The sequence below is a fragment of the Streptomyces sp. NPDC005141 genome, from assembly GCF_053599975.1.
Window position 1 is genome coordinate 26,099 of the sequence record NZ_JBSFYW010000020.1, and the last position, 15,304, is coordinate 41,402.

General features: G+C 70.9%; 14 protein-coding genes. 7 read left to right on the forward strand and 7 right to left on the reverse strand.

Annotation, left to right across the window (positions count from 1 at the left end):
* Positions 1-216: 216 nt before the first annotated feature.
* From ACWD68_RS17950 to ACWD68_RS17975, 6 genes are all read right to left on the reverse strand, one after another.
* Positions 217-693, reverse strand: a complete 477-nt coding sequence (locus ACWD68_RS17950) for an ATP-binding protein (protein WP_451807387.1) — start codon at positions 691-693, stop codon at positions 217-219.
* Between the two features lie 112 nt (positions 694-805).
* Entirely contained in the window at positions 806-1,246 is a 441-nt protein-coding gene (locus ACWD68_RS17955) for an OsmC family protein (RefSeq protein WP_451807388.1), read from the reverse strand.
* A gap of 98 nt (positions 1,247-1,344) precedes the next feature.
* Positions 1,345-2,022, reverse strand: coding sequence for a response regulator (locus tag ACWD68_RS17960; protein WP_451807389.1), 678 nt, complete (start codon positions 2,020-2,022; stop codon positions 1,345-1,347).
* Complete coding sequence (locus ACWD68_RS17965; RefSeq protein ID WP_451807390.1) at positions 2,019-3,380, reverse strand: sensor histidine kinase; 1,362 nt, start codon at positions 3,378-3,380, stop codon at positions 2,019-2,021. The genes ACWD68_RS17960 and ACWD68_RS17965 overlap by 4 nt, the downstream gene beginning before the upstream one ends.
* Positions 3,381-3,605: 225 nt before the next feature.
* The gene (locus ACWD68_RS17970) at positions 3,606-4,454 is read right to left on the reverse strand and encodes an ABC transporter permease (protein WP_451807391.1); all 849 of its coding nucleotides are present in this window, start codon (positions 4,452-4,454) and stop codon (positions 3,606-3,608) included.
* Positions 4,451-5,398 (reverse strand): ABC transporter ATP-binding protein, encoded by a 948-nt coding sequence (locus ACWD68_RS17975; protein WP_451807392.1) that lies wholly within the window; start codon positions 5,396-5,398, stop codon positions 4,451-4,453. The genes ACWD68_RS17970 and ACWD68_RS17975 overlap by 4 nt, the downstream gene beginning before the upstream one ends.
* 313 nt (positions 5,399-5,711) lie before the next feature.
* On the opposite strand from ACWD68_RS17975, the gene ACWD68_RS17980 reads away from it, so the two are divergent.
* The 3 genes from ACWD68_RS17980 to ACWD68_RS17990 all read left to right on the forward strand — a co-directional run bounded on the left by ACWD68_RS17980 (position 5,712) and on the right by ACWD68_RS17990 (position 9,549).
* The gene (locus ACWD68_RS17980; protein ID WP_451807393.1) at positions 5,712-6,332 is read left to right on the forward strand and encodes a TetR/AcrR family transcriptional regulator; all 621 of its coding nucleotides are present in this window, start codon (positions 5,712-5,714) and stop codon (positions 6,330-6,332) included.
* A 35-nt stretch (positions 6,333-6,367) separates the two neighbouring features.
* Positions 6,368-7,093 carry an LmeA family phospholipid-binding protein gene (locus tag ACWD68_RS17985; RefSeq protein WP_451807394.1) on the forward strand — a complete coding sequence of 242 codons (726 nt, stop codon included), beginning with the start codon at positions 6,368-6,370 and terminating at the stop codon, positions 7,091-7,093.
* 305 nt (positions 7,094-7,398) lie between these two features.
* Positions 7,399-9,549, forward strand: coding sequence for an MMPL family transporter (locus ACWD68_RS17990; RefSeq protein ID WP_451807395.1), 2,151 nt, complete (start codon positions 7,399-7,401; stop codon positions 9,547-9,549).
* Between the two features lie 31 nt (positions 9,550-9,580).
* Here ACWD68_RS17990 and ACWD68_RS17995 read toward each other — a convergent pair whose 3' ends face one another.
* Positions 9,581-10,609, reverse strand: a complete 1,029-nt coding sequence (locus ACWD68_RS17995; protein ID WP_451807396.1) for an NAD-dependent epimerase/dehydratase family protein — start codon at positions 10,607-10,609, stop codon at positions 9,581-9,583.
* A gap of 122 nt (positions 10,610-10,731) precedes the next feature.
* Here ACWD68_RS17995 and ACWD68_RS18000 point away from each other — a divergent pair, with 122 nt between their 5' ends.
* From ACWD68_RS18000 to pgm, 4 genes are all read left to right on the forward strand, one after another.
* Positions 10,732-11,316 (forward strand): TetR/AcrR family transcriptional regulator, encoded by a 585-nt coding sequence (locus ACWD68_RS18000; protein WP_451807397.1) that lies wholly within the window; start codon positions 10,732-10,734, stop codon positions 11,314-11,316.
* A gap of 167 nt (positions 11,317-11,483) precedes the next feature.
* Positions 11,484-12,314, forward strand: a complete 831-nt coding sequence (locus ACWD68_RS18005; RefSeq protein WP_451807398.1) for a PP2C family protein-serine/threonine phosphatase — start codon at positions 11,484-11,486, stop codon at positions 12,312-12,314.
* A 55-nt stretch (positions 12,315-12,369) separates the two neighbouring features.
* Positions 12,370-13,362 (forward strand): MASE1 domain-containing protein, encoded by a 993-nt coding sequence (locus tag ACWD68_RS18010; protein WP_451807399.1) that lies wholly within the window; start codon positions 12,370-12,372, stop codon positions 13,360-13,362.
* Positions 13,363-13,641: 279 nt separating this feature from the next.
* The gene (gene pgm, locus ACWD68_RS18015; protein WP_451807400.1) at positions 13,642-15,282 is read left to right on the forward strand and encodes a phosphoglucomutase (alpha-D-glucose-1,6-bisphosphate-dependent); all 1,641 of its coding nucleotides are present in this window, start codon (positions 13,642-13,644) and stop codon (positions 15,280-15,282) included.
* Positions 15,283-15,304: the final 22 nt, after the last annotated feature.

A 15,304-nucleotide genomic window follows, 5' to 3' on the forward strand; every position in this document is an offset into this window, starting at 1 on the left:
TTAACCCCCCGTTTCCCCGGTCGAATGGGACCTGCGAACGCACCATTCTCCCGCACGCCGACCGCGGTGAGGCCACACGATTTCGTTTCGGCTGTTCAAACGCGCCTCGGCAGGGTCACGGGGGCGCCGGAGGGACCCTGAGGGCCAGGGCGACGGGGGCGCGCCCGCGCCGACGCATTCCTCACTGCCGCGCCGGTGAGGAGGCTCGGCTCGGCGTCAGGAGAGGGGGTGGGGCACTTCGCCGTCCGGCGTGTCGGCCAGCGTCACCACAGCGGTGATCCGTTTGCCGACGGGTTCCCGGCGGACCTCGAAGGCCTGGCAGACGGCCATGACGATCTCCAGCCCGTGCTGGCCGACCCTGCCCACGTCGGCGGCACGGGCCACCGGAAGGGTCGGGTCGGAATCCCACACGGTCGCCTTCACGGCACCCTGGTCCACCTCTAGGGACAACAGACAGGGTCCGCCCGCGTACTTGACCGCGTTGGTCACGAGTTCGCTGACGACCAGGGGCACCATGCCCATCACCCTTCCGGAGACGGGCAGCCCCGCGACCGCCTGCACCCGCGTCAGGAAATCACGGGTGAACGCCCGCGCCTGGGCTATGCACGCGGAGTCGCCGTCGTACGCGATGGACGCCTCGATCAGTGCACCCCGCTGTTCCTGCTGTCCTGCTTCGCTCACCGGTTGGCCCATATGATCCGTCCCGCGTTCACCCTCTCCGACGTTCCGCGTCTGCCCCGGAAATCCCGCCTCACTCCACCCGGCCGCGCAATAGTTGCGAGGCACGTGCCCGGGGGCGGCGCGGTCAGGCGTCGGCGACCGTCGCGGTGACGGGCGTACCGGTCTCGACCGTGCGGCTGACCGTGCAGAGCCGGTCGTGGGAGGTCTTCACCGCCCGGGGGAGGATGGCACGGGCGCGCTCGCCGGGTTCGCCGTCCGGGAACGCCACGGAGAAGGTGACGGCGAGGTCGGTCATCCGGTTTCCCTGCTCGTCGCTGATCTTGTTGCCGGTCACGGTCACGGTGAACTGCGTGGGCTCCGCGTGGCGGCTGGTCGCGACATCGACGTCGGCCGCGCTGCAGCCCCCGATGGCGGCGAGCAGCAATTCGACCGGGGTGAACGCGTCGTCCCCGTCGGGACCGGAGCCCGTGCCGAAGGCGATCGTCCCGCCGCGCGCGTTCGTCGCGGTGAAATGCCCGGTGCCGGTCCGCTCCACGGTGACGAGGCGCAGGTTGTTGTCGGTCATACCGCCGACCCTAGTAGCGCGCCGCGCCGCCCGCCTGGGATCGCCATCCGCATGCGGGGGCCCACGACTCCCGACGCTCCGCTCCCGGAACCCGCGCCTCAAGCGGGCGGGTTCGGGCGGACGAGGCCCAGATCGTAGGCGAGGATCACCGCCTGGACGCGGTCGCGGGCTCCCACCTTCGACAGGACACGGCCGACATGGGTCTTCACGGTGGATTCCGCCACGACCAGGCGCTCGGCGATCTCACTGTTGCTCCAGCCCTGGCCGATGGCGCCGAAGATCTCGTACTCCCGCTCGGTCAGGGCGCGTACCCGGGGGTCGTCCTGCGGCCCTCCGCCCGACGGATCGTGGGGGAGATGCTGGGAGTAGGCGTCCAGCAGGCGGCGGGTCAGGACGGGGGCGATCACGGCGTCGCCCGCGGCGACCGCGCGGATACCGGCGAGGAGCTCCTCGGGATGGGCGTCCTTGAGGAGGAAGCCACTGGCTCCCGCGCGCAGTGCGGCGTAGGCGTATTCGTCCAGGTCGAATGTGGTGAGGATGAGGACGCGGGTGCGGCCACCGGACGCGACGACCCGACGCGTGGCCTCGATCCCGTCCATGCCCGGCATCCGTACGTCCATGAGGATCACGTCCGGGCGGAGTTCGGCCGCTCTGCGCACGGCGTCACCGCCGTGCGACGCCTCGCCGACCACATCGGTGTCGGGCGTGCTCTCCAGGAGCATGCGAAAGCCGAGGCGCTGAAGCGGCTGGTCGTCGACGATGAGCACGGTGGTCACGCCGCACCGCCGGTGACGGCCGTCGGAGCGAGGCCGGTCCCGGCCCAGGGGGTGACGTCGAGGGTGGCCCGCAGTGTCCACCCGCCGTCGGGGGCGGGTCCCGCGACGACTGTGCCGTTGTAGAGGGCCGCGCGTTCTCGCATGCCGGGGATTCCGTGTCCTTCGTCGTCGTGCGGCCGGGCGCGGCCGGTGTCGGCCCCCCGGCCGGTGTCGTGGACGTCGATGTGCAGCAGGGTGTCCTCGACGCTCACCGTCAGCTCGACGCGTGTCTCGCGGCCGCCGTGCTTGAGAGCGTTGGTGAGGGCCTCCTGGACGATGCGGTAGACGGCGAGCTGGACGCCGCGGTCCAGGGCGTTCAACCGGCCGCTGCTGCGGTGGACGACCTGAGGGCCGGCGGACCGGATCCGTTCGCACAGGGCGTCGATGTCCCCGATGCCCGGTTGGGGGCTCAGTTCGGGCGCGGCGGGAGTCTGGGTCCCCTCGCGCAGGACGCCGAGCATCCGGCGCAGCTCGCCGAGCGCCTGACGGCCGGTGTCACCGATGAGCTGCAGGGCCTGCTTGCCGCGTTCGGGCGCGAGGTCGGTCGCGTACGCGCCGCCGTCGGCGAGGGTGATGATGACGGAGAGGTTGTGCCCGACGATGTCGTGCATCTCGCGGGCCACGCGGGTGCGTTCGGCGGCGGCGGCCAGTTTGCTGCGCTGGTCGCGTTCGATCTCCAGCCGGGTCGCGCGGTCACGCAGCACGGCGAGCTGGCCGCGCCGGATCCGTACGGCCAGTCCGAGCGCGACGGCCGCGGTTATGGTGCTGAACAGGAAGAACAGCGCGTCCAGGACGTGCACGTCGGACGGCAGGCGCACAGCCACCAGCCCCAGCGCGCCGGCCGTGACCGCGCAGGCCGCGGGCAGCCGCCGCAGCTCTCCGTGCAGCACCAGGCTGTAGAGGGCGATCAGCACGGCGATGTCGGCGCGCAGCCAGACGCCCAGCGCCAGCTGGAGAAGGAACACCGAGATGATCACGGCGAAGGCGAGTGACGGTCTTCTGCGCCGCCACAGCAGAGGCAGCACCAGTCCGGCCTGCAACGCGAGCGTCCCCGGCCAGGGCAGCTCGGTGAACTGGGTGTCGAACCCATGGCGCCCGCCGCCTCCGTCGTCGTCCACCAGCTCCGGCACACAGAACATGAGCACCACGACAGCCGTCACCGCGGCGTCCAGGATCCACGGACGGTTCCGGTCGCCCCGCTTGAGCCGACGGCCGAGACGCGACAGCGCACGGGCCAGCGGGTGGTTCCACGGCAGCTCCGCCTCCGCGAAGGGCGGATCGTCCACCGCCGCCCGCCGGTCGGTGTCGTCGATGTTCATGGGAGTCACTGGTCCACGTTCATGGGTGTCACCTGTTCATTGTGTGTCCGGCCGTGTCCTCGTACGCACCTCCTCGTACGTGCCTCCTCGTCTCCTCGTAAGGGCGTCACCTCACATGACCTTCCTGGGCCCGGCGCCCGGACGGCACGGCGCCGAACCGGATGATCCGGTCGGGCGCCGTGCCGGAGGCGTGGCGTCGGACGGCACGCTTCGGTGCTCGGGGTCTCAGGCGTCCGAGCGGACGAGGCGGTAGGCGGCGCCCGCCAGGGCGAGCACGGTCCAGCCGAGGAAGACCACGAGCCCGGCGGTGGGCGACAGGGAGGTCGAGTCGTGTGTCAGCTGGAACATCGACTGGCCCGCGCTGCTCGGCAGGTAGGGGCTGATGTTGTCCTGCCACGAGCTGGGCAGCAGCGAGATCAGGCCGGGTACCAGCATCAGCGAGGCGACCAGGACGGAGATGCCGCCGGCGACCGAGCGGAGCAGGGCGCCCAGCGCGGTGCCGATCACACCGACCAGACCGAGGTAGAGCCCCGCGCCCAGCAGGCTCCGGACCACGCCGGAGTGGGACATGGAGAGGGCCGCGGGCGTGCCGGAGACGATGCCGCTCGCGATCAGGAACGCCACGAAGACACCTACGCCGGAGACGACGAGGGCGACCACGCCGAAGGCCGCCGCCTTGGACCACAGCACCGGCAGCCGGCGCGGGACTGCGGCCAGCGTCGAGCGGATCATGCCGGTGGAGTACTCGCCCGCGGTGACGAGCACGCCCAGGACGCCGAGTGCCAGTTGCGCGAAGTTCGTGCCGAACACGGAGAGGCTGAGCGCGGTGGCCGAGACGTCGTCCGGGCGCATGGGGCGGCCGGAGTTCAGCTCGGACTTGTAGTGCGCGGCCGCGATCACGCCGAACGCGACGAGGAACAGCAGACCCAGGCCGAGGGTGATCCAGGTGGAACGGAGGGACCACATCTTCGCCCACTCGGAGCGCAGCACGCGGCGCCCGGTGACCTTGTAGGCCGGACGTGCCGAGCGCACCGGCGCCGGCGTGGGGCTGTCGGTGACGGTGACGGTGCTCATGCCGCCCTCCCAGAGGTCTCGGCGGTGGTCTCGACGGTGACGCTCGCGTGGTACTCGACGGCGTCGCGGGTCAGGTCCATGAACGCCTGCTCCAGGGAGACGGTCCGGGAGCTGAGCTCGTACAGCGGGATGCCGTGTTCGGCGGCCTTGAGCCCGATCGCCCGGGTGGACAGGCCCGTCACGTGGAGTTCCTCGGATCCGGCCGCACCGGTGATCTCCACACCGGGCCCAACCAGCACCCCGCGCAGCCGGGCCGGCTGGTCGGTCGCCACGGTGACCGTGTCGCCGCCGGCCTGCTGGACCAGCTCCCGCACGGTCGTGTCCGCCAGCAGACGCCCTCGGCCTACGACGATCAGGTGGTCGGCGACCAGCGCCATCTCGCTCATCAGATGCGAGGAGACGAAGACCGTACGACCGTCCGCCGCGAGTCCGGTCAGCAGGTTGCGGATCCACAGCACACCCTCGGGGTCCAGTCCGTTGACCGGTTCGTCGAGCATGATGGTGGCCGGATCCCCGAGCAGGGCCGCGGCGATGCCCAGACGCTGACCCATTCCGAGGGAGAAGGCGCCCGCGCGCTTCTTGGCCACCGACTGCAGGCCGGTCAGCTCGATGACTTCTTCCACCCGCCGGCGCGGAATGCCATGGGTGTGGGCCTGGGCCATGAGGTGGTCGAAGGCGGACCGGCCCGGGTGGATCGACTTGGCCTCCAGCAGCGCGCCGACTTCCTGGAGCGGCGCTGTGTGCCGGGCGTAGTGCTTGCCGTTGACCTTGACGCTGCCGCCGGACGGCGCGTCCAGTCCGACGATCATGCGCATGGTGGTGGACTTGCCTGCGCCGTTCGGGCCGAGGAAACCGGTGACCGTGCCGGGCTTGACGATGAAGTCCAGCCGGTCCACCGCCGTCTTCTCCCCGTACCGCTTCGTCAGCTGATGTGCCTCGATCATCGATGTTCCCTTACGTTCGGGGGCAGGCCCCCCACCTGGCTGCTCACCGTCCACGCTAGGTGCCGCCGGCCCGGATTCCGTGGTACCGAAGGGCTCTGTGCGGCGAGGCCCGTAGTACCGCGGTATCACCCGAGTCCGGCGTTCGGATGACGGTGCGGGTGTGGTGGACCGTGGGGTCGCGGTGGACCGTGGTGGCGCGGCGGCTCGGGGCTCCGGGGCGGGCGGGGGAGATCCATCAGGGCCGTGGGGAGTTCACGGCAAAATGGCAGGGCTGACAATTGACAGACCCGGCGCCGATGGTGAGGGTGTCACCATGCCAGAGAGAACCGAGAAGCCCGGTCTGCGTGAGCGGAAGAAGGACGAGACCCGGCGCGGGCTGCGGGAGGCCGCCGGTCGGCTCTTCGCCGAGCACGGGTTCGCCCGGACGACGGTGGCCGACATCGCCGCCGACGCGAACGTGTCGGAGCGGACGTTCTTCCGCTACTTCGACAGCAAGGAAGCCCTGCTGCTCCCGGACGGGATCGAACTCTTCGCGCGCATAGAGGCGGCCTTCCTGGCCCGTCCGGCGAGCGAGGCCCCGCTCGAAGCGGCCTGCGGTGCCATCACCGACGCGGTGGCCTACTTCGCCACCAGCAGCCTGACGGCGCTGGCCCATCCCCTCGGCGAGATCCGCGAGCAGGCGCGCGAAGGCCTCTCCCGGCAGTTCCAGCAGTTCGAGGAGCGCCTCACCGAACTCCTCCTGGAGCGCCTCCCGGAGGACGCGCCGGACGCGGACCTCCAAGCCGCCGTGATCGCCAACTGCGCACTGTCCGCCGCGCGGGCCGTTCTGCGCACGCTGCGCAACCGCCGTACGGCCGGGGTTCCCGCGGAACCCGACCGCCTGCTCCCGCAGGCGTTCACCTTCCTGTCCATGATCGGAGCCACCACCAAGTGAGCCATCGCCGTCGCGTCATCATCACCGCGATATGCTTGACCGCCGCCGTCGCGGGAGCCGCGACCACCGACCTCGTCGTGGAGCACAAGGTGGAACGGCGTGTCGCGGAGACCGCCAAGTGCCGTCTGGACGCGACCGGGGGAGTGCAGGTCGACCTCGACGACACGCTGGCCGGGCTCAAGGCGCTCACCGGCACGGTCGGCTCCGTCCATGTCAGCGCCGACGGCGTGCGCCGTCAGGGCACCGACATGGACGTCGATGTCTACCTGCGTGACGTGTCGACCGGAGGTGCCACCGCAGGCGGAACCGCCACCGCGACCATCGCCTATGGCGCCCTGGACAGGACCGCCGCCGCGGAGGGCGGCGCCGACGCCGCGACGGGCGGGCTGAAGACGGGTACGGACGGCACTCGCCTCACCCTCACGGGCACGGCGGGCGACGCGGGTATGCCCGTCACGGTGGTGACGAGCCTGTCCACCACGGCACACAGCCTGACCATCACCCCCGAGAACGTCCGGATCCTGGGCCGCGAAGTGCCGGTGTCGGCGCTCTCCGCACTCCCGGGCGCCACCGGGTTCGCCGACAAGCTGAAGCCGCGCACCATCGACATCCAGAAGCTCCCGGACGGTGCCACGCTCGTCGGCGCCCACGCCGGAAGCGACGGTCTCGTCCTGGACTTCAAGGTGGCGTCCGGCGGTTTGACGAAGACGGCGAAGGCAGCTTCCGCATGCGCCTCCGGTCGGGGGCAGGTCGACAGCTGACCACCGCCACGCCGTAGGCCGGAGCGACTCGGCCGTGACTCCGCCCCGGACCCGGACCGGCCCCGGCCCGAACCGGGTCCCGGTCCGGGGCCGACCCATGGGCATGGAGTGGGATCGGCGGAGAGGCTGGGGGCCTGCCCAGGTCGGGCTGGGGGCCTGCCCAGGTCGGGGCTGGGGACCGGCTCGGGTCGGGGCTGGGGACCGGCTCGGGTCGGGGTCCAAATAAAGTGGCATGGCTGACAATTGACGGGCCTGCCACCTTCCCGCTTAAGTTGTGGCAGTCCTGTCACTTCTTTGGAGGCGCAGTGTCCCTTCCCCCTGCCCCCCGTCCGTCGGTCCTGCACCGCACGGGCGCCTTCTGCGCCCGGCATCCCGTATGGGTGATCACCGCCTGGCTGCTGGTCCTGGCGGCCTCGATCGCGGGCCGGCAGGCGGTCGGGGCGGCCTACGGCGACGAGGTCGGCCTCCCCGGCAGTCAGGTGAGCGTCGGCGCGGATCTGCTGGAGAGGTCCGACCCGGCAGCGGGCGCGCCCAGCGGGAAGGTCGTCTTCCACGTCGGCTCCGGGAAGGTGTCCGACCGCGACGCCGGGCTGCAGACGACACTCGACCGCCTGAAGGACCTGCCGCATGTCACCGCCGTGGCCGCGCCGGTGACCAGCTCCGACGGCGCGACCGCGTACACCGCGGTGTCCTTCGACCGGAAGCTCAAGTCCCTCGGCCACGCCTACACCGCGCGGCTCGACGAGGCGACCGCCCCCGCCAGGGACGCCGGAATCGGCGTCGGATACGGCGGCGACCTGCACGACATCGTGCGTGCCCCGGCCAACGACGCCGCCAGTGAGGCCATCGGCATCAGCGCCGCACTGATCGTGCTGCTGCTCGCCTTCGGCAGCGTCGCCGCGGCCCTCATGCCGCTCATCACCGCCCTGATCAGCGTCGGCATCGGCCTGGGTGTCGTCGGCATCGTGGCCGGAACCCTCACCTTCGCCACCTCGGCACCCACGCTGGCCACGATGATCGGGCTCGGCGTGGGCATCGATTACGCGCTCTTCCTGATCACACGGTTCCGCCAGTACCTGATCGACGGGCACGATCCCGAAACGGCCGTCGCCCGCACAACCGCCGTCAGCGGCAGGGCGGTTCTGGTCGCCGCCGTCACGGTGGCCGTGGCCCTGCTCAGCCTGTACGCCTGCGGGCTGACCATGATCGGGCGGCTCGGTCTCGCCGCCACCATCGCCGTGGTCGTCACCGCTCTCGCGGCGCTCACCCTGGTGCCCGCGGCCATGGGGCTCGTGGGCCGCCGGATCGACGTGCTGCGCGTCCGCCGCCGGCCGGTCGCCGAGAGTGCCGGGGACCACGACGGATGGCACCGCTACGCGCGCTCGGTCGCCCGGCACCCGTGGAAGTTCTTCACCGCGGGATGCGTCCTCGTCGCCCTCTGCGCGATCCCGTTGTTCTCGATGCGTCTCGGGCACATCGACGACGGCGCGGACCCGGCCGGCGGCACCACCCGCGACGCCTACGACTGGATAGCCGACGCCGACGGTCCAGGATTCGGGCCGGGTGTCAACGGCCCCTTCACCGTGGTCGTCGACCTCGCCGAGGCGACCGCGTCCGCCGACCGGGTCGCGGGCCGGCTCGCCGACGGACTGACGAACACGGACGGCGTCGCCCGCGTCACGCCACCGCGGACCAGCCGGGACGGCAAGATCCTCGTCACCACGGTCGTTCCCGCCACCGGCCCCCAATCGGCAGACACGGACGCCCTGTTCGCCGCCCTCACCGACACCGCGCTGCCCGACACCCTCGAAGGCACCGGCGCGACAGGTCATCTGACCGGCAGTACGGCGGGCCAGCTCGAATTCCGCGACACCGTCACCGAACGCCTGCCCCTCATCATCGGCATCGTGCTGGTCGCCGCGTTCCTGCTGCTGACCTTCGTCGTCCGCAGCCTGGTGATCCCCCTCAAGGCCGTCGTCCTGAACCTGCTGACGACCGGTGCGTCGTACGGTGTTCTGGTCGCCGTCTTCCAGTGGGGCTGGGGAGACGACCTGCTCGGCATGAGCGAGCCCGTCCCGATCGAGTCCTACGTCCCGATGATGATGTTCGCCATCGTCTTCGGACTCTCGATGGACTACGAGATCTTCCTGCTCTCCCGCATCGCCGAGGAATGGCACGCGACCCACGACAACGAGCGGGCGGTCGGCACGGGTCTCTCGCTCACCGGACGGGTCATCACCTGCGCCGCGCTCATCATGACGGTCGTGTTCCTGTCCTTCACCGGCTCACCGGCCGTCGTGGTGAAGATGCTCGCGCTCGGTCTAGCCATCAGCGTCGTCCTCGACGCCACCGTCGTACGCCTCGTCCTGGTGCCGTCCCTCATGTTCCTGATGGGGAGGGCCAATTGGTGGCTGCCACCATGGCTGGACCGCCGACTGCCGCACACCACCGTCTGACATCGGGGCACCCGGGCGAGGGCGGACCCGATCAGGCGCGGACGGCGCCGTGCACGATCAGGCTCCTGGCGCAGTCCACCACTGTCCGCCGGGCGGGACGCGGCTGCCAGCCGAGGACACGGCGGGCCTTCTCGGTGCTGTGGCGATTGCGCCGGCCGAGTGCCGGAGTGATCTCGCGCAGCGACGGGTCCCTGAACCGGGCCACCAGGCGGACGACGAAGTCGGGGACCTGCCGGGTGGACACCCGGCCCGCCTCGGGGCCGAGTTCCTCGCGCAGAGCGCGTGCCATGTCCGCCATCCAGATGAACTCCCCGGTGGCCAGGAAGCGTTGACCCCCTGCCTGCGGGGACGTCGTGGCCCGGATGTGCACGTCGACGAGGTCGCGCACGTCCACCACCTCCAGCCCGATCCGCGGAATCCCGCTCATCTCGCCGGAGAGCATGCGCGCGACGATGCCGACGGACCCGATGTTCTCCGTCGTGAGGACCGGGCCGAACACGGCTCCAGGGAGCACGGTGGTGAGTTCGGTCGGACCGTCGTGGCCGTCCATGAAGTCCCAGGCCGCGCGCTCGGCGAGCGTCTTCGAGCGCCGGTAGGGGATCAGGGTCGGGTCGTCGGGATCCGTCCACAGCGTCTCGTCGGTCACTCCTTCCGTGGCGTACGACGAGGGGCTCGCGGCGTTCGCCGCCGACGTCATCACCACGCGTTTCACCCCGGCCGCGGTCGCGGCGCGCAGGACCCGCAGCGCTCCGTCACGGGCGGGGGTGATCAGTGCGTCCGGATCGTCGCCGGCCGCGATCCCGAGCGGGGACGCCACGTGCAGAACGTGGTCGACGTCCTTCAGCGCGGCGTCCCAGCCCTCGTCGGAGGTGAGGTCGGCGACGGCGAAGGACAGCCGGCCCGCGGGGTCGACGGCGGTGGACACCGCCTCGGTGACGCCCTTCGCCTTCCCCGGGTCGCGCACGGTGGTGCGCACGTCGTAGCCACGCTTCAGGAGCTCGGCGACGCACCATCCCGCGATGTAGCCGCTGCCCCCGGTGACCAGAACCAGCTCGGCCATGATGTGTCCTCCACGGTGTGGATGATGATGTGGGAGAATGAAACGGAGGGCCCTCCGATAAGCTCGAAGCTACCGGAGGGGTCTCCGTTTATCAATTCGTACGGGATGGACGGCCACTACCTGTGAACGCGCAGCACGCGAAGCCCACCCGCAGAGACGCGCTCGACAACCGGGAGCGGATTCTCGGCGTGGCCCGCGAGGCGCTGGCCGAGTCCAGCGGTGCGTCCCTCACCGGCATCGCCAAGAAGGCGGGCGTCGGCATCGGGACGCTCTACCGCCACTTCCCGAACCGGGAATCGCTCATCATCGAGCTGTACCGGCACGACATCCAGCACCTCATCGATCTCGCGCCGGCGCTGGTGGAGTCGCACCCGCCGATCGAGGCCCTGCGCCGCTGGTTCGACGAGGTCGCCCGCTACGGACAGCTCAAGTACGGCGTCGCCGAGGTCATCCACGCCGCGACCAACCGCGGCCTCGACGACGAGTACTACGAACCCTTCCTCCGCGCCATCGCCGTGCTGCTCGACGCCGGAGCCGCCGACGGCACGCTCAAGGACGGACTCGACCCCGAGGACGTCCTGCTGCAGCTCAGCGTGTTGTGGCGGATCGACCCGGCGCACGGAGGCGACGCCCGTGCCGCACGGATTCTCGACCTGATCGTCGACGGCCTCCGCCGACCGCGTCCCGAGCCTGGGCCGGCGGGGTGACGATCGGCCCCCGGTCGTCGGCCGGGCCCGGTCGGCGGCACGGTGGGGCGCCCGCGCCGCCGGCCGGGGGGCGCCGATGTCGGGTCCTGCCCTTTGGGTCGTTATGATCCGATAGAGCAGTTTTTTAACATTTCTTTCATCATGCGGATTTTCACCCGGGGTGGTCGATGTCCCGCAAGCCCCCGACGGACGACGACGACGAGCTGCTGGCCAGGCTCGGGTCGCTGACCGCTCAGGCACGTGAACGCGCGGAGTTCCAGCGCTCGCAGGTCGAGCTGGCCATCGCGCTGCAACGCGGCATGCTTCCGGGCGACATGCCGTCCGCCCCCGGGTTCGACGTGGCCGTCCAGTACGCCCCGGCCTGCTACGGCCTCAACGTGGGCGGGGACTGGTACGACGCCTTCAAGCTGCCCGACGAGCGCATCGGCCTGTCCATAGGCGACGTACAGGGCCACAACATCGAGGCCGCCGCGTTCATGGGGCAGGTCAGGGTCGGCCTGCGGGCGCTCGCCTCCGTGACGAGCGACCCGGGAGAGCTGCTCGCGCGGACGAACGACCTCATCCTGTCCATCGGCTCCGACCTCTTCGCGACCTGCACCTTCATGCGCCTCGACCCGGCCACCGGCGTCCTGGAGAGCGCACGGGCCGGGCACATACCCTGCGTCTGGGCGACGGCGGACGGGAAGGCCGGCATCGCCGAGGACGAAGGGGGGCCGCCGCTCGGCGTCGAGGCGGGGATGCGGTATCCGGTGACCCGGCACCGGCTCACCATCGGCGGACACTTCGTCCTGCTGACCGACGGCGTCGTCGAAGGCCCGTCGATGAACGTCGACGAGGGGCTCGACCAGGTCGTACGACTCGCCGGAATCGCCGCCGTCGCGGGCATGTCGGCCGCTTCCCTGGCCGCCGCGGTGATCAGGGGAGCCGAACGCGTGGGACACGAGGACGACGCGGCCGTACTCGTGGTCGGGCACGGCGCGCACACCTTCCGGCCGTAGGCCAAGAGGCCCGCTCGCCTCGCCGACAAGGCCTCGGCGGTGTCTGATGGCTCCTGTGGTGGGTACACACGAGCTGCCCCGACCGGCCGTCGTCGCTCTTCAGACGCTGGCGATCGCCGCCTGCTACTTCGGGGCAGGGCGGCTCGGCCTCATGCGGCAGCTCTCCGTGGAAGGAGCGGTGTTCACCCCCATCTGGCCGCCCACCGGCGTGGCCGTCGCCGCCCTGCTGATCCTGGGGATCGGCTCGTGGCCCGGGATCGCGCTCGGGGCCCTTCTGGTCGTCCTGTCGATCTCCTCCTTCACCTCGTTCCAGCCGTCCGTGATCGGCATCGTCGCGGGCAACACCGTCGCTCCGGTCTGCGCCTACCTCCTGCTGCGCGCGGTACGCTTCCGCACCGATCTCAGCCGATTGCGCGATGGCCTGGCCCTGGTGTTCCTGGCCGCCCTGGGCAGCATGATGATCAGCGCGACGGTGGATGTCGGCCTGCTGGTCCTCCAGGACAAACTCGCCGTGGGCGACTTCTGGCCGGTCTGGCTGGCGTGGTGGGTGGGTGACGCGATGGGGGTCCTGATCGTCACCCCGGTCCTTCTCATGCTGTACGCCCTCCGCGCGCCGGTGGCCTTGTCGCGGTGGAAGGAAGCCGTCGTGCTCCTCGTCGCGGTCTGCGTCGTGGTGCCGCTGGCCACGCGCAGTCCGATCAGTCTGCTGTTCCTCATCTATCCGCTGCTCATCTGGGCGGCGTTGAGTTTCGAGCTCCCGGGCAGCGTGGTGTGCGCCCTCTTCGCCTCCGTCATGGCCACCGTCGCGGCCACGGACCAGATCGGTCCGTTCCACCAGCTGAGCCATACCGCGGTCATGATCAAGCTGCAGGCCTTCAACGGAACCATGGCCCTGACCGCGCTCCTCCTGTCCGCCGTGATCACCGAACAGCGCAACACCAGACGCTCCGTGGAGCTGGCCTGCCAGGAGCTGGTGCAGGTGCTGGAACACCTGACCGCGGGGAATCCCACGCCCAGACCGCCCCCCGCCGACGACGGCCGGGGCTGACAGCGGACGACGGCCGGGAGGGCGGACAGACGGTCGGCCGGGAGGGCGGACAGGGGGCGAGGAACGCGGTGAGGAGGTTCCGTCGCCTCAGGCCGTCGCCGTCGCCGTTGCCGTCCCTTGCGCTGCCGCCTGGCGCAGGCGCGCCGGGGCCGCCCTTCTCGTAGGGGTGCGGTCCTGCGCTGCCCTCAGCCGTCGCGGCGGCACTGTGCCGCCGCGGAGCCCGGTGGGGAAAGATGGCACCACAAACGAAGAGAACCACCGATGTGGAGGTGCGGGCACATGCAGCACGAGCGAGCGGGCAGTCCGGCCGGCCCCGAGGACCTCGTCGACGTAGCCCGGTTGGTCACCGCGTACTACGCGCTCCACCCCGACCCGGCCGAGCCCGGCCAGCGCGTCTCCTTCGGTACGTCCGGACACCGCGGTTCGTCACTGGCGACCGCGTTCAACGAGGACCACATCGCGGCGACGAGCCAGGCCATCTGCGAATACCGCGAGGGCCAGGGAATCGACGGCCCGCTCTTCCTGGGTGCCGACAGCCATGCGTTGTCGGAACCCGCGAAGGTCACCGCCCTGGAGGTGTTCGCGGCCAACGACGTGTCGGTGCTCCTCGACAGCGAGGACGGCTACACGCCCACTCCGGCGGTCTCGCACGCCATCCTCACCCACAACCGCGGGCGGTCCTCCGGCCTCGCGGACGGCGTGGTCGTCACCCCGTCCCACAATCCGCCGGCCGACGGCGGCTTCAAGTACAACCCGCCGAACGGCGGCCCGGCGGGCTCCGAGGCGACCTCCTGGATCCAGGACCGGGCCAACGAACTCATCATGGGCGGCCTCAAGGACGTACGCCGCATCCCCTACGCCAGGGCGCTCGCCGCTTCCGGCACCGGCCCCTACGACTTCCTCGGCACCTATGTGGCCGACCTGCCACAGGTGCTGGATCTGGACGCGATCCGCTCGGCCGGTGTCCGTATCGGCGCCGACCCACTGGGCGGGGCCTCGGTCGCCTACTGGGGGCGCATCGCCGAGCAGCACGCGCTCGATCTGACCGTGGTCAACCCGCTCACGGACCCCACCTGGCGCTTCATGACGCTGGACTGGGACGGCAAGATCCGGATGGACTGCTCGTCGCCCTACGCGATGGCCTCGCTCATCGAGCAGCGCGACCGATTCCGGATCGCCACGGGCAACGACGCCGACGCCGACCGCCACGGGATCGTCACCCCGGACGCCGGACTCATGAACCCCAACCACTATCTCGCCGCGGCCATCGCCTACCTCTACTCCCACCGGGAGCAGTGGCCGGCCGGCACCGGGATCGGCAAGACCCTGGTGTCGTCCGGGATGATCGACCGGGTCGCCGCCGACCTGGGCCGTCAGCTGATCGAGGTGCCCGTCGGATTCAAGTGGTTCGTGGACGGGCTGGTCAGCGGCTCCATCGGATTCGGCGGAGAGGAGTCGGCGGGCGCCTCCTTCCTGCGCCGCGACGGCTCGGTCTGGACCACCGACAAGGACGGCATCATCCTGGCCCTCCTCGCCTCCGAGATCACCGGAGTGACCGGGAAGACACCCTCCGAGCACTACGCCGGGCTGACCTCACGCTTCGGCGCGCCGGCCTACGAGCGCATCGACGCCCCGGCGTCCCGCGACGAGAAGGCGCTCCTCGCCAAGCTCTCACCCGCGCAGATCACCACGGACACCCTCGCCGGTGAGGCGGTCACCGCGGTTCTCACCGAGGCACCGGGCAACGGCGCGCCCATCGGCGGTATCAAGGTGACCACCGACAACGCCTGGTTCGCGGCCCGCCCGTCGGGAACCGAGGACGTCTACAAGATCTACGCGGAGTCGTTCCTCGGGACGGATCACCTCCGACAGGTGCAGGACGAGGCGAAGGCCGTGGTCTCGGCGGCCCTGTCCGGCTGAGGCCGGGGCACCGGAGCCGTGG